This is a genomic window from Pseudomarimonas arenosa, from assembly GCF_014841215.1.
Taxonomy (GTDB): domain Bacteria; phylum Pseudomonadota; class Gammaproteobacteria; order Xanthomonadales; family Xanthomonadaceae; genus Pseudomarimonas; species Pseudomarimonas arenosa.
Map to the genome: position 1 here is coordinate 21,173 of NZ_JACYTR010000033.1, position 26,582 is coordinate 47,754.

General features: G+C 63.6%; 20 protein-coding genes. 6 read left to right on the top strand and 14 right to left on the bottom strand.

Annotation, left to right across the window (positions count from 1 at the left end; all coding sequences use genetic code 11):
- The first annotated feature begins 35 nt into the window (after positions 1-35).
- From IFO71_RS14030 to IFO71_RS14040, 3 genes are all read left to right on the top strand, one after another.
- Positions 36-2,054, top strand: coding sequence for a trypsin-like peptidase domain-containing protein (locus IFO71_RS14030; RefSeq protein ID WP_192030274.1), 2,019 nt, complete (start codon positions 36-38; stop codon positions 2,052-2,054).
- A gap of 4 nt (positions 2,055-2,058) precedes the next feature.
- On the top strand, positions 2,059-2,889 hold the full coding sequence (locus tag IFO71_RS14035) for a hypothetical protein (protein WP_192030275.1): 831 nt from the start codon (positions 2,059-2,061) through the stop codon (positions 2,887-2,889).
- 194 nt (positions 2,890-3,083) lie between these two features.
- Complete coding sequence (locus tag IFO71_RS14040; RefSeq protein ID WP_192030276.1) at positions 3,084-3,551, top strand: fasciclin domain-containing protein; 468 nt, start codon at positions 3,084-3,086, stop codon at positions 3,549-3,551.
- A 137-nt stretch (positions 3,552-3,688) separates the two neighbouring features.
- On the opposite strand, the gene IFO71_RS14045 is transcribed toward IFO71_RS14040, so the two are convergent.
- The 14 genes from IFO71_RS14045 to IFO71_RS21915 all read right to left on the bottom strand — a co-directional run bounded on the left by IFO71_RS14045 (position 3,689) and on the right by IFO71_RS21915 (position 22,307).
- Complete coding sequence (locus IFO71_RS14045) at positions 3,689-4,354, bottom strand: SRPBCC family protein (protein ID WP_192030277.1); 666 nt, start codon at positions 4,352-4,354, stop codon at positions 3,689-3,691.
- A 253-nt stretch (positions 4,355-4,607) separates the two neighbouring features.
- Positions 4,608-5,948 (bottom strand): hypothetical protein, encoded by a 1,341-nt coding sequence (locus tag IFO71_RS14050; protein WP_192030278.1) that lies wholly within the window; start codon positions 5,946-5,948, stop codon positions 4,608-4,610.
- Positions 5,949-6,207: 259 nt separating this feature from the next.
- Positions 6,208-7,197, bottom strand: a complete 990-nt coding sequence (locus IFO71_RS14055) for a metal-dependent hydrolase (protein WP_192030279.1) — start codon at positions 7,195-7,197, stop codon at positions 6,208-6,210.
- Positions 7,198-7,253: 56 nt separating this feature from the next.
- Positions 7,254-8,447, bottom strand: coding sequence for a hypothetical protein (locus IFO71_RS14060; protein WP_192030280.1), 1,194 nt, complete (start codon positions 8,445-8,447; stop codon positions 7,254-7,256).
- Between the two features lie 129 nt (positions 8,448-8,576).
- Positions 8,577-9,485: an oxygen-dependent coproporphyrinogen oxidase gene (gene hemF, locus IFO71_RS14065; RefSeq protein WP_192030281.1), complete on the bottom strand. Its 909-nt coding sequence runs from the start codon at positions 9,483-9,485 to the stop codon at positions 8,577-8,579.
- Positions 9,482-10,195, bottom strand: coding sequence for a YdcF family protein (locus tag IFO71_RS14070; RefSeq protein ID WP_192030282.1), 714 nt, complete (start codon positions 10,193-10,195; stop codon positions 9,482-9,484). Before IFO71_RS14070 ends, hemF begins: the two co-directional genes overlap by 4 nt.
- Positions 10,196-10,310: 115 nt before the next feature.
- Entirely contained in the window at positions 10,311-11,321 is a 1,011-nt protein-coding gene (locus IFO71_RS14075) for a hypothetical protein (RefSeq protein WP_192030283.1), read from the bottom strand.
- 151 nt (positions 11,322-11,472) lie between these two features.
- Positions 11,473-11,811 (bottom strand): P-II family nitrogen regulator, encoded by a 339-nt coding sequence (locus IFO71_RS14080; protein ID WP_192030284.1) that lies wholly within the window; start codon positions 11,809-11,811, stop codon positions 11,473-11,475.
- A gap of 90 nt (positions 11,812-11,901) precedes the next feature.
- Positions 11,902-12,501: an exonuclease domain-containing protein gene (locus IFO71_RS14085; protein WP_192030285.1), complete on the bottom strand. Its 600-nt coding sequence runs from the start codon at positions 12,499-12,501 to the stop codon at positions 11,902-11,904.
- An 18-nt stretch (positions 12,502-12,519) separates the two neighbouring features.
- Positions 12,520-14,328 (bottom strand): putative nucleotidyltransferase substrate binding domain-containing protein, encoded by a 1,809-nt coding sequence (locus IFO71_RS14090; protein WP_192030286.1) that lies wholly within the window; start codon positions 14,326-14,328, stop codon positions 12,520-12,522.
- 102 nt (positions 14,329-14,430) lie between these two features.
- Positions 14,431-16,149, bottom strand: coding sequence for a sodium:solute symporter family protein (locus IFO71_RS14095; RefSeq protein ID WP_192030287.1), 1,719 nt, complete (start codon positions 16,147-16,149; stop codon positions 14,431-14,433).
- Positions 16,150-16,155: 6 nt separating this feature from the next.
- Positions 16,156-16,419 carry a DUF4212 domain-containing protein gene (locus IFO71_RS14100; protein ID WP_192030288.1) on the bottom strand — a complete coding sequence of 88 codons (264 nt, stop codon included), beginning with the start codon at positions 16,417-16,419 and terminating at the stop codon, positions 16,156-16,158.
- A gap of 11 nt (positions 16,420-16,430) precedes the next feature.
- On the bottom strand, positions 16,431-17,762 hold the full coding sequence (locus IFO71_RS14105; protein WP_225444648.1) for a DcaP family trimeric outer membrane transporter: 1,332 nt from the start codon (positions 17,760-17,762) through the stop codon (positions 16,431-16,433).
- A 171-nt stretch (positions 17,763-17,933) separates the two neighbouring features.
- On the bottom strand, positions 17,934-22,307 hold the full coding sequence (locus IFO71_RS21915; protein ID WP_225444649.1) for a reprolysin-like metallopeptidase: 4,374 nt from the start codon (positions 22,305-22,307) through the stop codon (positions 17,934-17,936).
- A gap of 343 nt (positions 22,308-22,650) precedes the next feature.
- On the opposite strand from IFO71_RS21915, the gene IFO71_RS14115 reads away from it, so the two are divergent.
- The 3 genes from IFO71_RS14115 (at position 22,651) to IFO71_RS14125 (ending at position 26,464) form a co-directional block, all read left to right on the top strand.
- Positions 22,651-23,739 carry an IS630 family transposase gene (locus IFO71_RS14115; protein ID WP_192030289.1) on the top strand — a complete coding sequence of 363 codons (1,089 nt, stop codon included), beginning with the start codon at positions 22,651-22,653 and terminating at the stop codon, positions 23,737-23,739.
- Positions 23,740-23,834: 95 nt separating this feature from the next.
- Complete coding sequence (gene acs / locus IFO71_RS14120; protein ID WP_192030290.1) at positions 23,835-25,778, top strand: acetate--CoA ligase; 1,944 nt, start codon at positions 23,835-23,837, stop codon at positions 25,776-25,778.
- A 26-nt stretch (positions 25,779-25,804) separates the two neighbouring features.
- Entirely contained in the window at positions 25,805-26,464 is a 660-nt protein-coding gene (locus IFO71_RS14125; protein WP_192030291.1) for a response regulator transcription factor, read from the top strand.
- Positions 26,465-26,582 lie beyond the last annotated feature (118 nt).

A 26,582-nucleotide genomic window follows, 5' to 3' on the forward strand; every position in this document is an offset into this window, starting at 1 on the left:
TCGTTGCAACGTATGAACATGTTAAGGAGTGCTGAGTGAGTTTCCTTTCTGTTGTCCGGCCCCCACTGATCGCCGTGCTGCTCGCCGCGGCCTGTTTCAGTTCCATTGCTTCCGCCGCGGTCAGTGCCACTGCCCTGGAATTGCGCAAGCAGGCGGCCAGCAAGGTGGTGGCGATCCTGGTGGTGGCCGAACACTTTCGCCAGGGCAGTGGGGTGCTCAGCCTTTCCTCGGGCAGTGGCACCCTGGTCAGCGCCGAGGGCCATGTACTGACCAACTCGCACGTCACCGACAACGGCCGCAGTTTTCGCGTGGTTCTGGCCGATGGCCGCGAGTTTCCTGCCGATCGCATCGGCGAGGACCCAATCAGCGATCTAGCGGTGCTGAAGATCCGCTCACCGGGCACCGAGTTCGGCTTTGCCCGTTTTGAGCCAGCGCCGAGGCTGGAAATCGGCGATCCGGTCATTGCCATGGGGGCGCCCTGGGGGCTGGCCAATTCGGTCAGTTCCGGCACGGTCAACAATCCAGCGCGATTGCTGGTGTCCTTGTTCCAGGACGAAGCCGACTATGAGGAGGGCTTCAATTTCGATCAGCCGACCGGTCGCTTCTATGCCTGGATCCAGCACGATGCTCCCATCTCGCCGGGCAACTCCGGCGGCCCCCTGGTCGATGCCCAGGGTCGCTTCATCGGCGTCAACACCCGCGGTTCGTTCTTCGGTGGTGACATGGCCTTTGCCATTCCCTCCGACGAGGCTTTGCGGGTGATGCGCTCGCTGATTGCGCACGGCACTGTGCTACGTACCGACTTCGGCTTCCGCGTTCGCTCATTGAAGGGCAGTGGGGCGAAACGAGGTGTGTTGGTGACCGCGGTCGACCTGGGGTCGGCGGCCGATCAGGCCGGGCTGCGGCCGGGCGACCAACTGCTGTCGATCAACGCTGAGGCGGTGCAGGCGCGGCGTCCGGTCGAAGTGCCGGCGGTGCAGCGACGTCTGGCCGAATGGCCCAGCGAGAAGGTCGCCGAGTTCACGGTGTTGCGTGATCAGACCGAGATGCGCCTGCGCTTCGCCGGTGAGGCGCTACCGGCGACCTTGCCTGAGGAATACGAGCTGACCCGACTCGGCATCACCGTGCGCGCACTGACCCCGACCATGGCGCGACGGCGGGGCCTGGCGGAGACGCCGGGCTGGCTGGTCACCGGCGTCAGGCCCGGTGCGGCAGCGGCCTTGGCCAAGCCGGCCTTGCTGGTCGGCGATGTGCTGCGCCGCATCCATGAACAGGTCGTTCCCGCGCCAAACGAATGGCAGGAACCAGCGGTCGACAAACTCAAGTTGCAGATCGAGCGCCGGGCGAGCGAACTACTGGTGGTGTTGAGTCCGGCTGATCCCGACCGTGCACGGCCGCCGAACCGCGCCCTGCGCAAGCCCTGGGCCGGTGCCGAAGTACAGGCCATCACCCGCAGCACCGCCGAGGTGCTGGGGCTGCCGGGACCGGGCTATCGCATCAGCTACCTGTATCCCGGTGGCCCACTGCAGGTGGCAGGCTTCGAGCAGGGCGACCTGTTGCAGAGCCTGGACGACAGGCCGTTGTTGCCGCTGCATGAAGACGATGATCGGGTGTTCCATAGCCGCATCCGTGACGGGCTGTTGGGTGAGCAGATGCAGGTGGTCGCCTGGCGACCCGGCGCTGAGCAGATCAGGGCCGCCTTGAGCTTGCAGGTCGGTCCAGCGGAAGCCGACGCTCTGCCCGGTGCCGAAGTCGATCGACTCGGCGTTACTGTGCGCGAGATCAGCGTGCGCGACGTGGCCGAACGGCGTCTGCCCAGCGCCGCCAAGGGTGTACTGATCGAGCGGGTCGAGCCCGGTGGCCTTGCCGCCCTGGCCCATCTTCGCGCGGGTGATGTGTTGCATGCGGTGAACGATCAGGACATCGTCGACCTGCGCTCCTTCCATCGAGCCTGGGCCGCGGCGCTCAGCGCCGACAGCGCCAGCCTGCGCTTTGCTGTCCAGCGACAGGCCGCACGTCGCCTGCTACTGCTTGATCGCAGTTGGATGGAGTGAAACCATGAGTTACTGCCTGAAGTGTCTGAGCTACCCTGCCCTGCTGGTCGCCTTGCTGCTGGTTGGGTTCGGCAGCCCGGCGCAAGCGACCGAGCCGCCGTTCTCGCCGAGCGCAGTGAAGCGCCTGCAGCAGCGGGTCGGCGAGGCCATCGTCCGCTTCTCCTTCGTTTTCGAGGTCGATCGCAACGGCAATGTCGAGCGACTCGACGGCGAAGTGAGTGCAGCACTGATCGGGCCGCGCGGTCTGTTGCTGGTGCCCGACGCCCTGGTCTCGCCGCAGACCCAACTGAGGCAGATGTCCGGCATGTCGGCGGCGATGAATTTCCGTGTTCAGAGTCAGGCATTTCGGGCGCGCGTTGCCGGTCAGGACTACGATGCCGTGCTGATCGCCCGAGACCCGGAGCTTGGGCTGGCCTGGCTGCGTTTGCAGGATGCCGGGCCGCGCATGCCGTATATCGATCTCGAGCGCCAGGCCAGCGCTGAACCGGGCAATTTCTATCTCAGCCCGGCGCGGGTTTCCAGCGACTTTGGCGAAACCCTGCAGGTCGGCTGGGGTTCGGTGCTGGGCAGTACCGACACGCCTTCGCAGGCCCTTCTGGTGGCCGGTCCGTTTGATCTTGCCTTCAATCAGAAGGCGCAAGTGATCGGCTTTGTGCCGCGTGACTTCAGCGGCAACGCCGATACGCGCAATGCGCAACGCTACGGCGGAATGGTGCCGCAGCGACTGATCGATGCGCGCCGGTTGCGCCAGGCCACGTCGCAGGCGCTGCAACAAGAAGTCGAACAGGCAGCAGCGGAGGCCATGAACACCGACAGCAACCCAGTCAATGGATGAAGCGAAACGTTAAGGAGCGGTGAAATTTCGCTCGCCCTTCGCTCGTTGTTGACTGTCTGCCAACATAGGTAGAGGCGGCACGACATCATTGAAGGTCGAGTTCACCGGAACTGGACGGGAGATTGACGCTGGTCGGGGGAGACTGGGTCTGCCGAGTAACTGGCACCTCTTCGAACCCAACCAGGAGCTTCACCATGACTCGTAAGCTGATTGCACTCGCTGCCGCTGCCGTGTTCGCCAGTGCTGCCCAGGCCAAGGAACAGACCATTGTCGACATCGCCGCTGGCAATCCGGATTTTTCCACCTTGGTCAGCGCGGTAAAAGCGGCCGGACTGGTCGACACGCTGTCCTCAGAAGGACCGTTTACCGTGTTCGCGCCCACCAACGAGGCCTTTGCCAAGCTGCCGCAAGGAACCCTGGAGAGCTTGCTGAAGCCAGAAAACAAGGATCAACTGGTCGCCATCCTCACGTACCATGTAGTGGCCGGCGAGGTGAAGGCCGAGCAAGTCGTCAAGCTTGATCAGGCCAAGACGGTGAACGGCAAGGCCCTGAGTATCGACAGCGCAAACGGGGTCAGAGTGAACAATGCCACGGTCACTGCCACCGACATCGAGGCCAGCAATGGGGTGATCCATGTGCTCGATACGGTGGTGCTGCCGTAGTCGCCGATCCGAACTTAACCAGCGAACTCAGCATGAGCCAAGACAGCGCCGCGTCAACCGTGGCGCTGTCTTCGTTTGATTGATTCGGCATCTTGACGCTTGAACATCCTGCAGCAACGCCCTGCGCCTTGTCGTTGTCAGGCGTCTGAGTCGCCGCCTTCACCCTGCGACTCGCCTTCACCAGCTTCTGGCTGCTCCGCAGCCTCGGCTTGGTCGGGTGTCGATCCCAGATCGTCAGCCGGGCCGGAGACGGTGGCCGGTGGCTGCGGCACGGCCGCGGGCGTGGATTCGACCAGGGTCTTCAGATCCTTCAGGCCGCGCTCGTACTCAGGGCCGATCATCGAATCCATCATCAAGCCGAACCAGCGACCAAGCAGATTGCCTTCGAACTTGCTGTCGAAACTCCAGGTGATCCGGGTGCCATCGCCCTCGGCGCTGAGCAGCCAGTCGGAGGTGGCTTTGCCATCCGGGCCAAAATCCAGCTGGGTGGTGACCTGGGCGTTCTCCACTACCTTGACAATCTCCATGCTGCCGGCGCCCTTCTCACCCGACCAGGTCAGCTTGCCGCCGACGCCGGTTGCCGGGCCGCTAACCTCCTGTTTCGCTGTGGGGTCGTAGTCCCGCCACGGCGACCACTCATTGAAACGCGCCATGCTGGAGACCACGGCATACACCTCAGCGGGCGGACGCTCGATGCTGATCGAGCGCTGCACATGCACTTCGTCATTCAACAACAGGCCACCACCCAACACCACCGCGGCCACCAGCACCAGCAGAATCAGCAGGCCCTTTACGAACTTCATAGTCTTACCCCTGGTTGTTCCCGAGCAGGGCATCCTAACCCGGATATTTCATCAGGTCGCGCTGAAAGACACCGCCAGCTCAGGCACACCCGGCACAAAGTCCTCGGAGATCATCCGCGCCTCCTCACGAAATATCCAGGCTAACAGGCTGCTGAGACCTCCATCCTGGCGCTTCTCAGGTCACTCGGGGCGGTAGTGAAAGCCGATGTTGGATCGAACGGCCGCTGCGCGGCAACGGCTGCTGCGCAATCGGCTAACGCCAGAACTTGATCAGGTCGCGATCCTCTTCCCGATCGCGGCCCATCACCAGGCCGCTGTCCTGCCGCGCTGAGCGACGTAGTTCGAGTTGATGCATGCCCGGCGGCAGATCACGCACGTCGATCATCACCAACACGCCGTCCTGATCGCTGAAGGGGTCGCGCGCCCGCTGGCCTTGCAGCCCCTTCAACGGTCGGTCATTGAGCCGAATGGCAAAGCGCTCGACAAAGCAGTTGAGGGTGCGTTCGGCCTGCAAGCGCTGCGCGGCCCAGCGCTGAGGCTTGGTGGTCGCCGAATCGTCGGCGCTGCCTGCATCTCTGGCGGGTGCGCAATGCTCGGCCAACTCGGGATCGTGCTGCTCGGCCACATAGGGCAGCATCAGGCGCAGGTACGGGCCCTCAACCAGCCGATCCGGCAGGTAGGGCGTGCTGGCATAGCGCGAAATTTCCGAGCGTTCGCTGGCATAGTGCGAAGAGCTGGTGCCATCGCGTCGGCTCGGTTCGGGCAAGGACTCGCCGCGAATCCAGGCAGCACCGTTGAGACCGATTGTGATATCGACGAAGGTGACGGCCATGGCCAGGTAGATCACCCCCACCATCACCCAGTTGCCACGCTTACCACCGACATTGGTGATGATCAGCGGCATCAAGGGAACGGTCAGCCGGCCCAGGGTCCACAACTGCGAGCTGCGCAGAGTGAAACGTAGGGCGCGTTCACCCCAGCCACCCTCGGTCAGGCGCTTGCCGAACAGCTTGTCGAGTAGGGCGGCAAGCAGCATCGGACCAATCAACAGCCCCAGGGTGATGAAGATGGCCGGCTGGGCCCAGCCAAACGGATGGAAGATCACCGATACCCCGATCACCAGCATCGACAGCAGGAAGATGGCAATGGAGAACTGCGCGGCGAGAATGCCGTAGGCAAATACCAGGGCGGCCCGATTGTCGGCGCGTTCGACAGCGGCATCCAGATCGCCGCACAGGCTTTCGGTCAGTCGCCGCGCAATCGGACCGCCACTGAGGTTCTGCCACTGCGGACCGGCGGGAAATACCGACGCCGCGCCGACCAAGGCGACCCAGGCAGCGCGGGCGGCGATATGCAGGATGAACGTGCCGACCAGGATGGAAAGCACCAGCTTGCCGTAGACGTAGCCAAACAGCACAAAGCCGTCCCAGGGCACGGCAGCGATCGCGATACCCTTGATGAAGGCCTGCTCCAGCGGCGCCATGGCCTGCAGCAGGGCAAACACCACCGCCCCGGAGATCAGCAGTTCGACTTCCCAGGTCGGCGTGGTGCGGCTGGGGATATGTAGCCGGCTTTCGATAGGCGTCTCCGCCATGGTCAGCTCTCCTACCCGGTCGCTGACACCATTCGCAGGAATGAAGTCAGCACAAACGGTTGCGGTACTTGGTCGACTGGGTCACAAAGCCCGCAGCCGCCGACGAATTCAGCGCGCAGTATGGCGATTGACGCTGCTGATGTCGCGGCGTGACTGGTATGGCTGGTATTGCGTAATGGCACCGCGGTCTGCGAAGTTGTGCAGGCGATGCGCCATCCATCCAAGCCTTTGTGCCGGGAGGGTCTGCGGGGCATTCTTGCTAGAAGTGCGCAAAGATCTCCGCCAGTCGCTCCAAGCGTGGCTTGGGGCGCGCCATCGCCAACGGTTCAATCGGCTGCCAGCCGGGCGTGGCCGGCTCGGCTATGGCGAAGACAAAGAAGTAATCGCCGTCGGCGCCCATCCTCAGGTCGGCGATCTGCAGCTGGTGTTCGGCCTGGATCACCCGCATGAATCCATGGGTGAACCAGTGCAGCTTCTGCCCCGCCGGCAGGATCATCGCCGCGCCCTTGGCGCGCGCCTCGGCCGGGGTCCAGCGCCAGCGCGGCGCCGCGGCGCCCGGGCGCAGCGAGACATAGGCCTCGCCGTCGGCATCGGCATCGACGGCCACGGCGCGCCACAGCAGGGTGGTGAACGGCGCCGGCGACACCAGCAAGCGTGCTTCCGTTCGGCCCTCGGCAAGCAGTGCTGCGCGGGCCTGATCCAGGGCTAGCTGTTGCGCCAACAGGCTCCAGCCAAGATAGGCACTGGACAGGCTGAGACCGAACAGGGCGGCGCGGCGTACCCGCAGCGGCTGCGCCCGACCGCGCCAGATCCACAGGCAGGCCAGCAGCAAGGGCAGGGTGTACAGCGGATCGATGATGAACACCGAGGCCCACATCACCGGAGGTGAGGCCAGCGGCCACCACAGCTGAGTGCCGTACACGGTGAAGGCGTCGAGCAATGGATGGGTGAGCAGCACCAGCCATACCAGCAGAAACCAGCGCCAGCGCGAAATCAAGCCAAGGCCCCGATCGAACTGATAGCTAAGAAAGGCCAGCATTGGCGCCAGCAGGAACAGCACTGGCAAGGAGTGGCTGAAGCTGCGGTGTTCGGTGAACTGGCGCAGCGGATCGAGGTGTCGGAGCAGCAACACATCGAGATCCGGCAAGGTGCCGAGCACGGCACCGTAGGCCATGGCGCGAGTGGGCAGCTTGGGCATCACCGCTGCAGCGACGGCGGCACCCAGGACGATCTGGCTGACTGAATCCATGCACGAGAATCGCAAGAACGGACCCTGAGCCTAGCAGGGCCCGTCTCGACTTGCTGCTACAGCGCCGTGCCGATCAGGCCCAGCCCGGTGACACCGTTGTGACCGACCAGGATCAGCTCGCGGCCTTGCGGTCCCTCCATCAACCAGCCGCGGCCGCGGTAGGGCGAAAGCAGAGGGTCGTTCTGGTTGGTCAATTCGACGTCGAGCAGGCCCAGCTCACCCTCGCCGGCGGAAATCTTGCCGGCAAAATCGCAGCCGTTCGAGGTCGCGCCGGAAATGCGCACGCAGACCCTGCCATCCGCCGTCACGCTGAGCGCACCCAGGAAGGGGAAGAACTGACCGCGGGTGATTACCTCGAAGCCTTCCGCCAAGTCGGCCAGAGCCACTGGCGCTACCAGCGAATACCCTGTCGGTGGCGTGGCGCGGAAACGATTGTAGTTCCAGCGACCAAAGGACTGCGTGGGTGGCGCAATGAGCTGGAAGACGCCGTCCGAATCGCGCCGCCACTCGCCCTGGTAACGATCACGAACGGAGTAGAGATTGGTCGCCCACATTGCATCGAACACCGCGCCGCTGACTTGAACGGCCTGCGCTTCCGAGGTGGAGACTGGCTCGATGACGGCAATCTCCGGCGTATAGGCGCCTACCCAGGTGGGCCCGGGGATCGGCAAGCCGCGTTCGATCGCCCACAGGCGGCCTTCCTGGTCGATCAGACCATGCAGGCTGAAGCTCGGACGATGGCCACCTTGAGTGTCCGAGGTACCACTTGCCAGAGTGACCGGCAGCGCGTTCTCGGGCGGCAGACGACACTCCACGCCGTCGAGAAAGGCAAGTTTGGCTAACGTCATCGAACCGTCATCGAACTCGTTGCTGGCGGCATCCCAGCTCAGCTGGGCGCTGTTGCAGGAGGGAAACTCCAGAGTCACCTGGCCCCATACCGGCAGTTGCAGGTCTGCCGCCGAAAAACTGCCGAAGCGCATGCCGCGCGGCGCATAGGCGGTGCCTTCGATGCGACGACCGTTGACCGAGCCCTCGATATACAGGGTCATTGGCCCGCCCTGGTTGTCGTAGGTGTGCCACAGCACCACAGCACGATCCGGCGCCACCAGGTCGACACTCAAGCCATGGCCGCTTTGTGCCGGGTTGTACCAGGGCCCACTGATCCCAGGCGGAAGTTTGGCCATCGCCGGTCCGCCCAGGCAGGCCGTCACCGTCAGGCCGAGCAATCGGCCATAGACACAGGGTTTCATCGTCTTCACTCCTAAAGATTGGCGCTACTCGCCCGCCACGAAGTGCGAGCGAAGGATGTTGTTATGCGCCATCTCTGCAGCGACAGCATCGATGTGACCGTCGCGTGAAGTGAAAGTTCAGTGGCGGTGCTACAGCCAGTCTCGGGCGACCAGATACTCGGACAATCGTGCCTCGGCACTTCCCGCTTTGGGCTGGTAGGCGTACTCGAAGCGGACCTGCGGCGGCAGGCTCATCAGGATCGACTCGGTGCGCCCGCCGCTTTGCAGTCCGAACAGGGTGCCGCGATCCCAGACCAGATTGAACTCGACGTAGCGACCGCGGCGATAGAGTTGGAACTGTCGCTCACGTTCGCCATAGGGCGTATCGCGCCGCCGTTCGATCAGCGGCAGATAGGCGTCGAGAAAGCCATTGCCCACTGCCTGGGTATAGGCAAAGCAAGGTTCAAAGCCCCAGCTGTTCAGATCATCGTAGAACAGCCCGCCTACACCACGGGTTTCGTTGCGATGCTTGAGGAAGAAATAGCGGTCACAGGCCGCCTTGTGCGCGGCGTACACCTCGGCGCCGTAGGGCTGGCAGAGATCGCGGGCCACGCTATGCCAGTGCCGCACGTCCTCGTCGAACGGGTAGTACGGGGTGAGGTCAAAACCGCCGCCAAACCACCAGGCCACTTCCTCGCCTTCGCGCAGTGCCTGGAAGTAGCGTACATTCATATGCGTGGTCGGCAGGTAGGGATTGTGGGGATGCAGTACCAGACTGACCCCCAGGGCACGCCAGCCAGCGCCGGCCAGCTCCGGTCGATGAGCACTGGCGCTGGCCGGCAGGCTGGCGCCGGAAACTTCGGAAAAGCCGATGCCGGCCTGTTCGAACACGGCGCCCTGCTTTAACACCCGGGTCCGCCCACCGCCACCTTCAGCGCGGGTCCAGGCATCCTCGGCGAAACGGGCGGCACCGTCGGCACCTTCCAGCGCTGCGCAGATGCGGTCCTGCAGGTCGGTGAGGAAGATGCGCACGGCGCTGTGATGGTCGGTCTGACTCATGGTGACAGCAGTTTCCTGGTGGTGGAGGCGGCCGCGTTGGCCGATTTGAACGGTATCGGTCGCAGTAGATCATGCGCCCGCAATCGATGCACGGCGGGCCCGGCCCAGGACAGCAAGGCCAGCGCCTCACGCCCCGCCATCAGCCAGTCAGCCAAGCCGGGTCGCCAGCGGCGCTCGGCGGCGCAGATTTTCACCGCTACGCCCAGCTCGGCGGCCAGCCAGGCGCAGCGCGCCAGATGCCAGCGATTGCTGACCAGACCCATCGGGCCGGTACTCTGCCAGCCAGCGGGCAGGCGCTGCAGGTTCTCGGAGCTGTCGCGGGCCTGCTGCTCCAGCACGATGCGCGCGCTGGCTGGAAGGCCGTGATCGCGCAGGAAGACCGATCCGGCCAGTGCTTCACTGCGGGTATGGGGGTCGATGGCGCGGCCCGACAGGCACCAGGCCTGATCGGGCCGCCACAGACGCAGACAGCGCCACAGCCGCAAGGCCAGAACGCGCGGCACCTCGTCACGATCGAGGCGAAACCCAGGAATCAGCCAATGGCTGGCCTCGACGTAGCTCGGTGCGCGCCGGGCCACGTCCAGCACCAGGCGCAGGGAGCGCCACCACAGCCAGCCGCCGCTGAGCAGGCTCCAGCCCAGCGCACGCCCGAGTCGGCGCCACCAGAGTCTGCGATAGGCAGGCGCGTCGAGGGCAGTGGTACGAATCATGAAATTTCCGCCGCGGTCGGGGTCGACGCGCCGGCTTGATGAGGTCGAGCCCGATTATGCCCGGTCGGTGATCCGATCGACGCCAGCGACGTCGATCGGGTCAGGCGTTGCGCAGTTATCGGCTGAGCTTGGCTTCGAGCTGGCGCCGAATCTCGTTGAAACGCGCCGCCGGGATGGTCGATTGACGTGTGCTCGGCAACTGTTTCGACAGCGCCTGCATGTCGATCCGCTCGCCGATGCCCTTGCCGCTGCGAGCGGCGGACGGATCGGCCTTGGACGGCCCCACGCCCTCTTCTACAAAGCTGCGACTGGCGCTGCGGAAGCCGCGCAGCGGAAAGAACACGCTCGGCTCATCGCCCTTGAAATAGACCGAGAACTCGCCTTCCATATCATTGGTACCGACGCGCACGATGTACACCACGAAGGTGTTGGCCGAGTCATTGACCACGAAGACGTGCTCGCGACTGGGCGTGTCGTAATAGCCGGTGGCATCGTGATCGCGCAGATCGACGTTGCGGCAGAAGCCATCGATGCTGTTGCCAGCGCGGCAGCCCTCCACATAACCAGGTGCTTCGCTGAGATCGATATCCTCGAAGATCAGCAGCTCACCGTAGAAGGGAAACAGGTCGGGGTCGTCGGAGAAATCCAGCAGCAGGCTCCATTCGCCCAGCATCTTGGTCAGGGTCAGCGGCCGTGCGCCATCTTCAGGGCGCTTGAGATAGAACTGAAAGCGCTCGATCGGAAAGGTGCGCCCGCCCCAGCTCAGCATCGCCTTGGTTGGATCCGAACTATTGAAATCAATCCGGATCGGGCCGCCGTTGCCGAGAAAGGCGGTGTTGGGGCGCCAGCTGCAGGATAGGCAGGGACCGCCGCGGAAGGCGTCGAGCTGACCGTCATAGCGTGCATTGCCGGTGAGGAAACCGGCAGTGGTATACCAGGTGGCAAAGCCGGCGGCGTCATAGCTGTACACGGCTGCGAACAGGAAGTTGTCCTGAATCTCGATCAGCATGCCGGTGCCCGGCTCGTTCGGATTCCACCACACGCCGTTTTCCGGTGTGTAGGCACGGGCGGGGCTGGCTACGATCAGCAGGGCCAGCAAGGCTAGACTCAAGTAACGCACCAACATGAGCATCTCCTGTTCGAATGTGCCGCGCAGCGCAGTCGGCGCGCGCTTGAGCGTCGATCGACGCGACGTCTGTGGATCACGCTAGGCGGACGAGCATTAATCGCGCCTTAGTGACTGTCTGCCAAGATGAACGCCTGCTGCCGCGCGTCGCTCAAACGGCGTCGCCGTCCATTTCGCCGGTACGAATCCGGATCACCTGATCGAGCGAGCTGACGAAGATCTTGCCATCGCCGATCTTGCCGGTATTGGCGGCATTGAGGATGGCCTCCACCACGCGTTCCACCTGATCGTCGGTGACGGCGATTTCCAGCTTGATCTTGGGCAGGAAGTCGACCACATATTCGGCGCCGCGGTACAGCTCGGTATGGCCCTTCTGGCGACCGAAGCCCTTCACTTCGGTGGCGGTGATGCCATTGACGCCGACTTCGGCCAAGGCCTCCCGGACGTCATCGAGCTTGAACGGCTTGATGATGGCGGTGATCATTTTCATGGCGGTTCCTGCGCGAAATCATGCGTCGCGGCGGTTTGCCGCGGGCTCAAGGATAGTCGATTGGCCCTCGCTAGGGGGCGGCTATACGGCTTAGCGTCGCAGACGGATATGGATCAGACCGGCAGTCACCGCATCGCCCAGCGCATCGTGGCGTTCAAACAGGGGAATGCCCAGGGCAGTGGCAATGGCGTCGAGATTGGCCACTGCCGGTTGCCCGGGTGCGTGCTGGGTGCGCCAGCGTTGATAGGCGTGGCGCACGTCGATCAGCCGATTGGGCAGACCAAAGCCAAAGCAGGCGCGCAGCGGTCGATCCAGCATGGCGCGGTCGAAACCCGGACAATAGCCGACCAGCGGTCGATTGCCGACGAAACGCAACATCTCATCCAGGGCCTGGCGGATCGGCAGGCCCTGCGCCAGATCCGCTGGACGAATGCCGTGATGCTCGATTGCCGCGCCGATATGTTTGCTATCGCTTTGCACGGTGAGTGTCAGGCGCTCGCGCAGTCGCAGCAGCGCGCCGGCACCGGGCACCATGGCCATGCTGAGGATGTGATCGCGACCCGGATCGAGACCGGTGGTTTCGAGGTCGAAAGCCACCCACTCCGGGCCGCGATAGGGCTGGAAACAGGCGGCGTAGGGCCCGTGGCGATGGCTACGCGATTCCCACCAGCGTTGGCCCGGCCAGATCACCCTTCGCCATCCTCCTTGCTATAGCCGGAAGCGCTGCTTCAGCACCAGCTTGAATGATTCCACCACGCCCAGGGCATCGCGCAGCAGTTCGCGATCGAGGCGGTCGAGGCGACTCAGTGCCAGCTGATTGTCGACCGTTCTGCCAGCCGCTAGCGCTTCCAGCTGCGCCGCCAGGCGTTGACGCTGAAACACCGCCAGGGCGTGCTCGATGTCCTGGCCCAGGGTCGCGCGCAGCGCGCCGGCCTCGACCAGTGCCTGAAGCCGGTCGAGGCTGTTGCGTGCGGCGATCCCGGCGGCCAGGGCCAAGGCACGCAGGCCATGTACCAGCGGAAACAGCGCGCCCTTCTTCAGATCAATGCGGTCGTCGCGCGATTTCAGCCGGCCGAACAGGCCGAGCGGCGTGTGGAATTCCAGCGCTGCAGCGGCAAACTGGCGCAGTAGCAGGTCATTGCGTGCCGCCTGCAGCATTGCCGGTCGCAGCTGCTCGAACAAAGTGGCCTCGCCGGCAATGGCGCGGGCATCGAGCAGGATGGCGAAGTCCAGCAGCTGCTGTGGATCGCGGCTCTGACTTAGCTTAGCGATGCGTTGATGCCAGTCCGACTGACTGCCTTGCCAGTGCGGTTGGTTCAGCATCACCTTGCCAGGACAGGGCGGGAACCCGCAGCCGAGCAGAGCCTGGTGAAAGGCCTGGCAGAATGCGTTGCCCCGCTCAAGGCTGAACGCCTGTTCGCTGTGGTCGCGATAGATCAGCGCATTGTCCTGATCAGTACGCAGGATCTGCTCGCGGCGACCTTCGCTGCCCAGCACCAGGATGCAGACCTGATCGCGCAGACTGTTGTCCAGCAGCAACTCGTACAGGCGCCGGAACAGTCGCGTATTCAAGGCCGACACCAGGTCCATCAAGTAGGCGCTGCGGGCACCGCGGGAGAACAGCAGACGCACCAGTTCCGGCACCCGGCGCGACGCCGCCTGTACCGCTTCAACTGATTCAGCACGCTCCAGCTCGAGGTCAATCAGATGCGAGTGACTGGAAAAGTGGCTCAGCACCTCGCCCATGCCCAGGGTGCCGAGAATCTGCTCGCCATCCCGCACTACCACACGTTCCACCTGCTGCTCGGTCATCAGCACCAGCGACTGGAACAACATCTCGCGCGTATCGACACAGAGCAGCGGGCTAAGCACCCAGGGCTGCACCGCTTGCTCCGGCCCTGCGCCTTCCAGAGCCAGGGCATCGAGCAGATCGGTACGGGTGACGATGCCGGGCGCCTGCCCTGCGCCACGCTCTACCAGCACGCAGCTCACCCGCTTGCTCTTCATCGCTTGCCGGGCCTCGCGCAGACTGATTTCCGGCTGCACCCACACCGCTGGCGCCAAGCGCGCGTCGGCCACCCGAGTCAGCAGCGCGTCGTCCAGCTCCGAGGCCGCCTGCCAGTGGGCATTCTTGGCCGACAGTCCGTGGTGAAACCAGGCTGAAAAACCCGAGTTCTGCTGCATCGCGGCGCTGAACGCGGCCGCGTCCACCGCGTGACACAGCAGATCTTCGATCACCTCGTAGGTGAAGCGCGCCGCACCCTGAATCACCGCAAAGGCGCCGATCACATCACCCGGCCCGTAGTCGGCCAGGCGCTGCTCAGCACCGACCTCCTGACGCAGCGCCTGTGCATGCCCCTTGATGATGAAGTACACCGCGGCCGAGGGCTGGCTTTGCTGCAGCGGACGCTCGCCGCGTTGAAACAGCACGATGTCACAGGCGCGGTCGAAGGCGCTGCGCTGTGCTTCGGTGAGCAAGGACAGCGGTGGCTCGTGGTAGCTCAGCAGTGGATTCATTGCGCGCTGACCCAGGCTATCGAAAGGCTAGTTTAGCCTCGGTAGCGGCATACGCCCTCCCGGCCTCCCCCTCCGCCGGAGGGGGGTGGGAGGTGGTTGAACTCAATGCTGTGCAATATGCGACGCCGCACCGGCCCCACGCGGCACGCGAATCGAATCGACCAGCTCCTGCACATGCAGGGGCGGTGCCGCGGTCACACGGGAGATCGCGATGGCCAGGGCAAAATTGATCAGCATGCCGATGACGCCGATGCCTTCGGGGGAGATGCCAAACAACCAGTTGGCTGGCACATTCGCCTCAGGCGCTGCCATGAACTTGAAGTAGACGATGTAGGCCGTAGTGAAGCCCAATCCGGCGATCATGCCGACGATGGCACCGGCGGCATTGGTGCGCTTGTCGAAGATGCCCAGCAGGATGGCCGGGAAGAAACTGGCGGCGGCAAGTCCGAAAGCAAAGGCCACCACCTGTGCGACAAAGCCCGGCGGATAGATGCCCAGCAGGCCAGCGATACAGACGGCGAAACCAGCGGCTATGCGGGCTGCCCAAAGCTCCTGTTTCTCGCTGATATCCGGTTTGATCACTTTCTTCAAGAGATCATGCGAAATGGCCGAGGAGATCACCAACAACAGGCCGGCGGCGGTGGACAGGGCGGCGGCCAGACCGCCGGCAGCGATCAGGGCGATCACCCAGGCCGGCAGCTGGGCGATTTCCGGATTGGCCAGCACCATGATGTCGCGGTCGATGGTCATCTCGTTGCGCTCATCCTTGGCGTAGAACATCTTGCCGTCGCCGTTCTTGTCTTGCCAGGCGATCAGACCGGTCTTTTCCCAGTTGGGAATCCAGGACGGGGCTTCGGAGTAGGCAGTGCCCTGACCATCCGGCCCATTGATGGTGTCGATCATATTGAGCCGGGCGAATGAGGCCACCGCCGGCGCCGTGGTGTAGAGGATGGCAATGAACAGCAAGGCCCAGCCGGCCGAGCGTCGCGCATCGCGCACCTTGGGCACGGTGAAGAAGCGCACGATCACATGCGGCAGGCCGGCGGTGCCCACCATCAGGGCCAGGGTGATGCAGAACACATCGGCCATGCCCTTGCTGCCATCGGTATAGGCGGCAAAACCAAGCGCCTCGTTAAGTCCGTCCAGCTTGTCGAGCAGATAGGTGCCGCTGCCATCGGCCAGGGTCGAGCCAAAGCCAAGCTGCGGCACTGGATTGCCGGTCAGCATCAGGCTGATAAAGATCGCCGGCACCATATAGGCGAAGATCAGTACGCAATACTGCGCCACCTGGGTGTAGGTGATGCCCTTCATGCCACCGAGCACAGCGTAGAGAAAGACGATGGCCATGCCAAAGATGACCCCGGTGGTGATATCCACCTCGAGGAAGCGACTGAACACGATGCCGACACCGCGCATCTGGCCGGCGACATAGGTGAATGAGACAAACAGTGCGCAGATCACCGCCACCAATCGCGCGGTGTCGCTGTAATAGCGATCGCCGACAAAGTCGGGCACGGTGAACTTGCCGAACTTGCGCAGGTAAGGCGCCAGCAGCAGGGCCAGCAGCACATAACCACCGGTCCAACCGAGCAGGTAGACCGCGCCGTCATAGCCCATAAAGGAAATCAGCCCGGCCATGGAGATGAACGAGGCGGCGCTCATCCAGTCGGCCGCCGTGGCCATGCCATTGGCAATCGGATGCACGCCGCCACCGGCGACGTAGAACTCCTTGGTCGAGCCGACCCGTGACCAGATCGCGATGCCGATATACAGCGCGAAGCTCAAGCCGACGATGATGTACGTCCAGGTTTGCACGCTCATGGTCGGCTACTCCTCATGCACGTCATAGTGGCGTTCGATCTGATTCATCCGCCAGGCGTAGAAGAAGATCAGCCCAACGAACACATAGATCGCGCCTTGCTGGGCAAAGAAGAAGCCCAGTTTGAAACCGAAGATGCGGATCGAATCGAGCGCATCGGCGAACAGAATGCCGGCGCCGAACGAAACGATGAACCAGATGGCGAGCAGGATCGCCATCAAGCGCAGATTGGCGCGCCAGTACTCCGCGAGCTTGCCGTTGGGCTGTGACATGGTGTCCTCCTTCAGAACGAGTATTTGGCGTGCAGCTGCAGACGGCGCAGATCGCCATCCGCCCCCGACTCCAGCTCACGATTGGCCAGACGCAGCTCCACCCCAACATCGAGTTTCGGCAGTACCGTCCAGATCAGGTTACCCGATAGCGAATGCACGCGCTTGGTAACGCCCATGCCGCTGAGGTCGGTATCGTTGTCGTAGTGAGCGGCCGAGTAGTACAGATTGCTGCGCAGGCCGGGGCTGAACACATGGCGCCAGGCGGCGAAGCCGGCCAGCATGCCGACGCTGTCGAGATCGCCATCGGCATCGATCACTGCATCATTGCCGGCGGCCAGACCGAGGTAGCGACCGATTCCCAGTCCGCCGGTGAGCATGTAGCGAATGTCGTTGTCGGCGTTGATCACCTGCTTGCCGGAAATGCTCAGGCCGTAGCCCAAGCGGCTGTCGTCGATGTTGCTGGCAATGTTCTCGTAGCTCAGCTCGCGTAGGATTCCAGCCAGGCTGAAGTGCCCGTTGGCGTGCTTGCCGGTGTAGCGCAATGTTACGTCGGGCAGGGTGTTGTCGTCGCTGGCGATGCGGCCCGGCGAGCCGCCGAAACCGCCGACCAGGGTTTCCGGATTTTCCATCGCCACCGACCAGGGCCCGCTGGTGTAGCGGATCTGTGCTTGGCGCGAGAACACCGTGCCTTCGGTCGGGCCGATGAAATCCACCGCATCCGGCAGTGCCGCCACATCCTGGAAGTTCGACCAGGTTTGCCCCGCCAACCAGTTGTTCCAGGAGGCATAGGCATGGCGGATGGTCACGCCATAGGTATTGGTGGCCGCTTCACTGCCCAGTGCACCACCGAACAGATCGAACTCGAGGTATCCGCGTAGCTTGTCGCCGGAATCGAGTGTGGTGTCGGCGCTGAACCAGAAGCGTGAGAACTGCGCATGCATGTCGAGATCGGTGCCTTCATCGGCGCCGCCGACCGGAATCGCTCCGGGCACGTACAGGGTGCGTGCGGCCGAGCCATCGGCGATCTCGCCGTCCGAAGTATCAGTCAGCATGGCATCCAGCTTGATAAAGCCGCCGTAGCTGAACTGGGTGCCGGGGTTGGCGCCCGGCATGATCGGCTTGCTCGCGGGCGTCGTCTGAGGCGACGCGCTGGCGGGCTCGGCCTTCTGCTGCTGAACCAGCTGATTCACCAATCGCTCGAGCTCGGCGATCCGCGCCTCCAGCGCGGCTTCGCGGGCGTCGTCGGCAAAGGCCCAGCCCGGCGCGCACAACACGGCTGCCACGCTCAAGCTGATAAGACGTTTGCTTGTCCAGCGGTGCTGAACATTGCGCTTGATCTGCATCTCCCCTCCCCGTGGTGTGGGCGAGCTGCGCCGCCCTTTGTCGATGAGCTGATATCAAAGCGCCATCGCGGGAGTGGGGGTATTAGCCTTTGGTCGAAGCTTGGTTGACGTTCGACCAAAGTCTAAGTGTGGGGCGGAGCCGGCTGCAGCGCGCGGCTGCAGCCGGAGGGATCAATCGCCTTCGAAGCCGTTGAGGAAGATCTGCAGCGGGCCGACTACGCTATTGCTCACCGCGCTGTTGTTGCCGCTGTTGCTATCCACGTAGGGCGCCGACACGCCTACGGTCGCGGTGGTCGATTGAATGCTGCCCGGCGCTGCACCGCCCGCCACCTGGCCGTTGATCGTGTAGATCAGGCCTGCACTTCGATCCAGACTGATGCTGTGCGAAGGCAGGCCACTGCCGCTGGCCGGGCAGGTCGCCCCGCTTCCCGGCAGACAGGTCCAGGTCACGCCTGTGAGCATCGGTGTGGCTGTGAAGTTGAACTGGGCGCTGGCGACGTCAACGTCGCTGCTCAAGTTGCTGACCACGACCTCATAGCTGGCCGTTTCACCGGCAATCGGCGCGCTACCCTGCAAACTGTTGGTGACGCCGAGATCTACCGACAGGTCGTTGTCAGCGATGGCCACTACCAGGCTAGGCGCGGTCACCCCGTCGTAGCCACCGCCGCTGGCGCTGTGGGTGATCAGGCCGCTGTGGTTGCCTTCTTCCACTGCGTCGTCGACCGCACTGACCACGATGCTCTGCGGGGTATCCCAGTTGCCGGTGTTGAACTGCAGCTGGCTCTGATCGACCTCGAGCTGAGAGTTTGGGCTGACATCGATGGTCACCGTAGACGACGGTTCGGTCTGTAGCACCAGCTGGTAGCTGTCGGTGGCGCCGGCCTCGCTCACTGCGGTGCTGCCGCCACTTTGGATCAGGCTGATGGCCGGCCCACCGGCGCACATGCCGCCACCGGCGTTGCACTCACCGGCCGGGATGCTGGCAGCCAGCTGTTGTCCGGCGCTGAGAGAGCTGCTGTTGAGCGAGTACTGGGTGAACAACGAGCCCGTCGTGGCGGCCTGAACGCCGACTGTGGCGCCGGCGCCACCGTTGTCGACCAGAGTGTAGATGTACTCAAACGCGTTGCTGTCCTCGTGGAACACGACGGCGAACTGGGTGGTAATCGGCCCCACCGAGCTGGCCCAACGCATACCGCGCCATTCAACGGTCCAGGTGCGGTTTGGCTCGCTGCCGTTAAGGGCGGTGTAGATGCCGCCGCCCGGGCTGTCCAGCCGCAGATCGTCCCAGTAGGGCAGCAGCACCGGCAAACTGCTGGGGAAGCTGCCCAGGCTGTTGCCGGTACCGGCACTGGGGAGGGCGCCATTGGCATAGGCAGCAGACCCGGCCGATGACACGAGCTGCAGTGCGCCATTGGTGCTGGCGCGCAGGGTGCTGCCGCCGCTTACCGAGGTGCCATACACCGAGAAGTCAAAGCCGCTGGGAACGGTCAGGTCGACCAGTACGTCATCGTCAGCCGAGTCAGGCACAAGTACGCCACCGCCGGGAATGCTGGCACCGCTGCTGGCAACGAACTCGTAGTTGTCGCCGGGAGCGCGACCCACCGGCAAGGTGACGGTGTCGCTGAACGGCGAACCGCCGCCCGAGTACGTGACATTCAATGTCAGGTCGACATCGCTGAGGCACACCAGGCCGGCGCTGGAGCTGATCTGGAACGAGGTCTGCGCGGCCTCGGTAGCGCCGGCCGCGATGTCGGCGAACGCGCTGCTGGCCTGGGTGATGGTGATGCCGGGGGTCAGGCTGCTCAAGCTGGCGCTGACCCCGGTGGCGGTCTGAATGCCGCTGTTGCGCAGACTCACGGTGAACTGATTGCACTCGTTGGGTTCGAGCAGTCCATTGCCGCTGCTGATCGCGCTACTGGCGATTTCCAGCGCCGGCTCGTTGCTCAGCACGGCAAGATTGAAGCGCTGCAGCTGGGTGGCGCCACAGCTGTCGGTCGCGCTGACCGTGACTTCGGTGCTGCCAAAGGTGGTGGAACCTGTGGTGGCGACGGTGAGTTGGCCGGCAGCATCGACCGACACGCTGCCGCCGCCGGGCAGGGTGGTGGGGCTGACCGTGACCGACTGCAGATTGACGTCGCTGGCCGCCTGCGCGGGGCTGTGCGGCGTTGTGCTGCTGCGGCCAACATTGAGGTCGGCGTAGGCGCCCAGGGTCGGCTTCTGATTGGCCGACACCGCCACATTGACAAACTCGCTGCGGCTGGCGCCGCCGCTGTCGCTAACGGTGAGTTTCACCGGATAGTTGCGACTGCCTGAACTTGGCGCGACCAGGTCGCAGCCGGCGGTGGCGCTCAGCTCCACCGTGCCATTGTTATTGATCGCGCTGACGGCCAGCTCAGACGGCGCTTCGCTGACTGCCACGCTCAGCGTGCCAACGGCATCCTCGCCATCGCTGACCGTCGCCACATTGGCGCTGGCGGTCGGGCTGCCCTGGCGCGTGCTGACCGAGCCGGTCACTGACAGCGTCGGGGCGGCATTGGCGTTGGTGACGGTGAAGTTGCTGTCGGATACGTCAAAGAAGATATTGCCCACCGCCTCGACCCGAAGACGCGCCTGCGCCGATGCCGGTGTATTGGCGGGCAAGGTCACCGACTCGCTGCCGTCATTGGCGGTGCTGGCCACCAGCTCGGTTGGCCAGGTGTAGCCACCGTCCAGCGACAGGCGGATTCGCACGTTGGCGGCGTTGATCGAGCCGCCGCTGGTATTGGCGACGTCCCAGGTCACGGTTTGCGCAGTGCCCGCGGCCCAGCTGATTGCGGTGTTAGGCGCAGTAATGCGGAACGGGCCGGCGCTGCTGATCACGCTCAGCGCGCTGCTGGCCTCATTGGTACCACCGCCGCCGGCGCGGTTGTCGCGCACGGTGACGCGGAAGTTCAGCGTGCGGTCGGTGGTCGACAGCGCCTCGCCGGTGAAATAGCTAGGCGAGGTGGTGCCGGGCAGCGGTGCGGTGCTCGGTGGGGTGTTCTGATTGTTCAGCACATAGCGCAGGCTGGGCACGATGCGATTCGGGCTGAGCCCCGGCGCGAAGGAGCGGAACAGCGGCCCGCCGTTGTCGATCAGCGAGCCTACGGCATTGGCACTGCCGAGATTGAACTGCTCCCAGACATAGGTCAGCGTATCGCCATCGGCATCGCTGCCGCTGGCTACCAGCTCGAACGGCGTGCTCGCCGGAATGGTGTAACTCGGTGTGGTGCTCACGGTGGGCACCTGATTGCCGGTGGCGGTCAACGTGCCGCAGCTGGAACCACCACCGCTGGTGGTGAAGTTCAGAATCTCGTTCAAGCTGAGACGGTGGAAATAGTCCTCGCTGTTCGGCTGCAGGTTGTCGCCGCTGCAAATGCCTGCGTATGCCTGAATGGTGACGCCGGAGCCGGTCTCGTAGGCCGTGCTGCCATTGCGGTTGCCGCCCGAGCAGCTGCCACCGGAGCCGTTGAAGGTGTGATTGCCGGCAAACTGGTGGCCCATTTCGTGGGCGACGAAATCGACGTCGAAGGCATCGCCGCGCGGCGCGCCCTGGCCGGTGACACCGCGAGCCTTGCCCGAGCCGCAGACCGAACCCAGCGAGGCCACGCCGCCGCCGCCGGTGCTGACCACGTGGCCGATATCGAAATTGCCGTTGCCGATCACCGTGCTGAGATTGCTGACATTCTCGCCCAGCATGGCCGAACCGCTGCCATTGCTGTACGGGTCGGTGGAGCCATTGGTATAGATGACCTGGTCGGTGTTGTTGATCAGCACCATGCGCACGGCCACGTCGCGCTCGTAGATACCGTTGACCCGGTTCATGGTGGTGACGATGGCGCCCAGTGCGGCCTCCACCGTGCCGCCATGAAATGCGGTGTACTCACCGGTAGCGGCCATTGCCAGCCGATAGGTGCGCAGGTTGGCGCCGGACGAGATCTTCAGATCCGGCCGTTTGGCCAGCAGGTCCTCGATGCCATGCTGGGCCGATTCGCCCTCGACCGTGCAACTCCACTGCTTGTCGGCCGGCCGCGCGTAGTCGGCCTTGGCATAGCTGATGTAGTGCTCGGTGTCCTTGGGCTGCAGCGGATCGATATACACCGTGCCGGCCGCGGATAGCACCTGGGCACGGAACCCCTTGGAGGTCAGGTCAAAACGCAGGGTGGCGCTGGGGTCATCGACGCCCTGACCAAGATAGGTGCGGATCTCGGGATAGCGCGCAGCGAGTTCTGATTCCATGATCGGCGACTCGACGACACGAAACACCTGGGTGCTGCCGTCAGGCAGTGGCAACGGCAGCAGCAGGGCGCTCTTGGCCAGCGCCGTCTTGCCTTCCAGCGGCGCCTGCTTGAGCAGGGTGGCCAGCTCGCTGCGATCCAGGCGCAGGCTGCGATAGCGCTGCGGCACGATTTCCCGCGCCACGCCGCTGCTCGGCACGTCACGCTCAACGATGTCTTGCCACAGCGCCGCCCAGGCACTGGTCGATAGTGCCAACAGGCCCAGCGCCAGCGCCAGCCCTTTGATCATCCTGCCCTTGCCAGGCCTGCCACTGCCCATCACTTATCCCCAAGATTAGACGCAAAGCCGGGCAGCTTGCCGTGGCACAACTGCCAGCGCAAGTGACTCTTGCATGTCGCCCGGCCGAACATGGTCGCAGGCCGGGCGCGGGCAAACCTTGCCAGCGGTCGCAGTCCCCGCTCTCGGGTCACCTGATGGCAGTCTGCGAACTCCTGGCGCTACCACATGACAGAGTTGCACTAGCCCGGATACTTCGGCGCGACCTCATGAAATATCCGGGCTAGTGTCCTGTCGCGTAAATAACACTCATAAATGACGTATACTTTTCCGGGCTTGGTTGCGGGAAACGCTGATGGGCCGATTGCGCGCGGATGGTGAGATTGAGCTCGGGGACGCCGAGCGGTCGGAGCTGCTGAAAGTCGTGCGTTCAAGACGGACGCCACAAGCCGTGGCACAGCGCGCCCGAATTGTTCTGATGACGGCCGATGGCATCGCGCCGAGTGATATTGGCCGGGAACTCAGCGTGTCTCAGCCCACGATTCGCAAATGGCGGGCACGCTACCTGGAGGCGGGGCTCCCAGGCTTACGAAATGAACCTCGCCCAGGGCGACCGCGCACGCTAGATGACGAGCGAGTGGCGGAGCTTCTGAACAAGGCGTTGCAAACTCGCCCGTCGAAGCAGACGCACTGGAGTGTGCGCAGTTTTGCAGCTGAAGCCAATATCAGCAAAGACATGGCTCATCGATTGTTCCGGGCTGCCAGCATCGCCCCTCATCGTTCGCGTAGCTTCAAGCTGTCGAATGACCCCGCGTTCGTCGAAAAAGTGCGCGACATCACCGGCCTGTACTTAAACCCCCCGGACCATGCGCTGGTGCTTTGCGTGGACGAGAAGAGTCAGATCCAAGCACTTGAGCGTACCCAGCCCGTGCTGCCCATGGGGTTGGGCTATGTCGAGGGAGTGACGCATGACTACATACGACATGGAACGACGACACTATTCGCTGCGCTCAATGTCGCGAACGGCGAAGTGATCTCGCGCGTCCGCGACCATCATCGTCATCAAGAATTCCTTGATTTCTTGCGGCAGATCGACAAGCAGACGCCGGCAGATTTCGATCTGCATTTGATCCTCGACAATTACACCACCCATAAACACGCCAAGGTCAAAGCGTGGCTGGCACGTCACCCGCGATTCCATCTGCACTTCACGCCGACGTACAGCTCCTGGTTGAATCAAGTCGAGCGCTGGTTCGCCCTGATCACCGAGCGTGCCATTCGACGCAACTCGTTTAACAGCGTCCGTCAGCTCAAGCAGCAGATAGAGCTCTTCGTAACCCGATACAACGCTGACGCAACCCCTTTCCAGTGGATCGCCACCGCCGACTCAATCTTGCAAAAGATCGCGCGCCTTGCGAAACGTATTTCTGCGACAGGACACTAGACCAAGGTCTAATGCCGTCCCGGCCCGATGCTGCGACGCAGCAGGTAGACTGTCCTCAGTGTCAGTACTTCGACCTTGCAGTCTGGAGAGGCTTCATGACAGTCACGATCCATCCCGTACCGTCCGGCTTTGCCGATGCGCAGTCGATCAGCGCCGAACGCTATCGGGCCGACTACCAGCGCTCGATCGAGCAGCCGGAAGCGTTCTGGGCCGATGTCGCAAAGCGCATCGACTGGTTCAAGTTCCCCAGCAAGATCAAGGATGTCAGCTTCCAGCTCGACGACTTTCATATCCGCTGGTTTGAAGACGGCGAGCTGAACGTGTCGGTCAACTGCCTCGATCGCCACCTGGAAACCCGTGGCGACAAGACCGCCATTCTGTGGGAGGGCGACGATCCGCAGCAGAGCGAGCAGATCAGCTATCGCGACCTGCATGCCCGCGTCTGCCGACTGGCCAATGCTATGCGCAATCTTGGTGTTCAGAAGGGCGATCGGGTGTCGATCTACCTGCCGATGATTCCCGAAGCCGCCGTTGCCATGCTGGCCTGCACCCGCATCGGCGCGATCCATTCAATCGTCTTTGGCGGCTTCTCGCCCGATGCCCTGGCCGGCCGCATCGCCGATTGCGGTTCCAAGATCATCATCACTGCCGACGAGGGTCTGCGCGGCGGCAAGGCGGTGCCGCTGAAGAAGAATGTCGATGAGGCACTGACCCGGCCGGGAACCCACTGCGTGGAAACGGTGATCGTGGTGCGCCGCACCGGCAATGCCGTCAGCCTGCAGATGCCGCGCGATCGCTGGTACCACACTCTGGTCGAGGGTCAGCCCAGCCAATGCGAGCCGGAGCGGATGAACGCCGAGGATCCGCTGTTCATCCTCTATACCTCAGGTTCCACCGGAAAGCCGAAGGGCGTTTTGCACAGCACCGGTGGTTACCTAACCTATGCCAGCTACACCCATGCCTGCGTATTTGATCTGCGTGAGGACGACGTGTTCTGGTGCACCGCCGACGTCGGCTGGGTGACCGGCCACAGCTATGTGGTGTACGGCCCTTTGGCCAATGGTGCCACCTCGCTGATGTTCGAAGGCGTACCGAGCTATCCCGACATGGGCCGCTTCTGGCAGGTCTGTGACAAGCACAAGGTGACCCTGTTCTACACCGCGCCGACCGCAATTCGCGCCCTGATGCGTGAGGGCGATGCGCCGGTGAAGCGGCATTCGCGCAGCTCGATCCGTCTGCTCGGCACGGTCGGCGAGCCGATCAACCCGGAAGCCTGGGAGTGGTATTACCGAGTGGTCGGCGACAGTCGCTGTCCGATCGTCGACACCTGGTGGCAGACCGAAACAGGCGGCATTCTGATCAGTCCGCTGCCGGCGGCAACCGACCTCAAGCCGGGCTCGGCCACCAAGCCGTTCTTTGGCGTGCAGCCGGCCCTGGTCGATGCCGAGGGCAAGCGGCTGGAGGGCGCCGCCGACGGCAATCTGGTCCTGCTCGATTCCTGGCCGGGTCAGATGCGCAGCGTATATGGCGATCATCAGCGCTTTATCGACACTTACTTCAAGACCTATCCTGGCACCTACTTCACTGGCGATGGCTGCCGTCGTGACGAAGATGGCTACTACTGGATCACCGGTCGGGTTGACGATGTGATCAATGTCAGCGGCCACCGTATCGGCACGGCCGAAGTCGAGTCGGCCCTGGTCGCCCACCCGAAGGTGGCCGAGGCGGCGGTGGTCGGATGCCCGCACGATATCAAGGGCCAGGGAATCTACGCTTACGTCACCTTGAATGTCGGTGAAACGCCCAGTGAAGAGCTGCGCAAGGAGCTGGTCGCCTTTGTGCGCAAGGAAATCGGTCCGATTGCCAGTCCCGATCATCTGCAGTGGGCGCCCGGGTTGCCGAAGACCCGCAGCGGCAAAATCATGCGCCGCATCCTGCGCAAGATTGCCGAAAACGCTCCGGATCAGCTGGGCGATACCTCGACCCTGGCCGACCCGGCGGTGGTTGACAATTTGCTCAACGAACGTCTGATACGGTAGCGCCGGTCTGAACATAGTGCTTCGCCATGAGCATCCTGATCGCCGATGACCATCCGCTGTTTCGCGAAGCCCTGACCCGGGCGGTGGCATCGGCCCTGCCGCAGTCGACGATTCATCAGGCCGATTCGGTGCCGGCCTTGCTGACGGCGGTGGAGCAGCACCCGGACATTGACCTGATCCTGCTCGATCTGACCATGCCCGGCGCAGAAGGATTCAGCGCCCTGATACACCTGCGCGCCCATCACCCGACCCTGCCGGTTCTGGTCGTGTCGGCGCGCGAAGAGCCGGCCCTGATGCGCCGGGCCCTGGCCCATGGTGCCGCCGGCTTCGTGCCGAAATCGGCGCCGGTGGAAACCCTGGCCGAGGCCTTGCAGCAGGTGCTGGAAGGCGAACGCTGGACGCCGCCGGGGCTCGATCGGCAGGGCGAGGTCGAGCCCGATGAACTGGCCTTCGGACGGCGCATCGCTGAGTTGACGCCACAGCAGTTCCGCGTGCTGGGCATGGTGGGTACCGGCCTGCTTAACAAGCAGATCGCCTATGAACTTGCAGTCTCGGAAGCGACGATCAAGGCCCATATGACCGCCATCATGCGCAAGCTCGGTGCGCACTCGCGCACCCAGGTTGCGGTGCTGGTCAGCCGGTTGGGACTGGATAACGAGGCAAGACTGGAATCGCCGGTTGACTAGCCCGGATATTTCATGAGGGGGCGCGGATGATCACCGAGGACTTTGCGTCGAGTGCAAGGCGCGACGAGCCCAAGTGGTGGGCCCACTTGGGCGAGATCGGGACGCAGTCCCGCGTAGC

Excerpts from the sequence above, each read along its gene's own strand:
- IFO71_RS14035 (WP_192030275.1), top strand. The coding sequence starts at position 2,059 with ATGAGTTACTGCCTGAAGTGTCTGAGCTACCCTGCCCTGCTGGTCGCC.
- IFO71_RS14040 (WP_192030276.1), top strand. The coding sequence starts at position 3,084 with ATGACTCGTAAGCTGATTGCACTCGCTGCCGCTGCCGTGTTCGCCAGT.
- IFO71_RS14045 (WP_192030277.1), bottom strand. The coding sequence starts at position 4,354 with ATGAAGTTCGTAAAGGGCCTGCTGATTCTGCTGGTGCTGGTGGCCGCG.
- IFO71_RS14050 (WP_192030278.1), bottom strand. The coding sequence starts at position 5,948 with ATGGCGGAGACGCCTATCGAAAGCCGGCTACATATCCCCAGCCGCACC.
- IFO71_RS14055 (WP_192030279.1), bottom strand. The coding sequence starts at position 7,197 with ATGGATTCAGTCAGCCAGATCGTCCTGGGTGCCGCCGTCGCTGCAGCG.
- IFO71_RS14060 (WP_192030280.1), bottom strand. The coding sequence starts at position 8,447 with ATGAAACCCTGTGTCTATGGCCGATTGCTCGGCCTGACGGTGACGGCC.
- hemF (WP_192030281.1), bottom strand. The coding sequence starts at position 9,485 with ATGAGTCAGACCGACCATCACAGCGCCGTGCGCATCTTCCTCACCGAC.
- IFO71_RS14070 (WP_192030282.1), bottom strand. The coding sequence starts at position 10,195 with ATGATTCGTACCACTGCCCTCGACGCGCCTGCCTATCGCAGACTCTGG.
- IFO71_RS14075 (WP_192030283.1), bottom strand. The coding sequence starts at position 11,321 with ATGTTGGTGCGTTACTTGAGTCTAGCCTTGCTGGCCCTGCTGATCGTA.
- IFO71_RS14080 (WP_192030284.1), bottom strand. The coding sequence starts at position 11,811 with ATGAAAATGATCACCGCCATCATCAAGCCGTTCAAGCTCGATGACGTC.
- IFO71_RS14090 (WP_192030286.1), bottom strand. The coding sequence starts at position 14,328 with ATGAATCCACTGCTGAGCTACCACGAGCCACCGCTGTCCTTGCTCACC.
- IFO71_RS14095 (WP_192030287.1), bottom strand. The coding sequence starts at position 16,149 with ATGAGCGTGCAAACCTGGACGTACATCATCGTCGGCTTGAGCTTCGCG.
- IFO71_RS14100 (WP_192030288.1), bottom strand. The coding sequence starts at position 16,419 with ATGTCACAGCCCAACGGCAAGCTCGCGGAGTACTGGCGCGCCAATCTG.
- IFO71_RS14105 (WP_225444648.1), bottom strand. The coding sequence starts at position 17,762 with ATGCAGATCAAGCGCAATGTTCAGCACCGCTGGACAAGCAAACGTCTT.
- IFO71_RS21915 (WP_225444649.1), bottom strand. The coding sequence starts at position 22,307 with ATGATCAAAGGGCTGGCGCTGGCGCTGGGCCTGTTGGCACTATCGACC.
- IFO71_RS14115 (WP_192030289.1), top strand. The coding sequence starts at position 22,651 with ATGGGCCGATTGCGCGCGGATGGTGAGATTGAGCTCGGGGACGCCGAG.
- acs (WP_192030290.1), top strand. The coding sequence starts at position 23,835 with ATGACAGTCACGATCCATCCCGTACCGTCCGGCTTTGCCGATGCGCAG.
- IFO71_RS14125 (WP_192030291.1), top strand. The coding sequence starts at position 25,805 with ATGAGCATCCTGATCGCCGATGACCATCCGCTGTTTCGCGAAGCCCTG.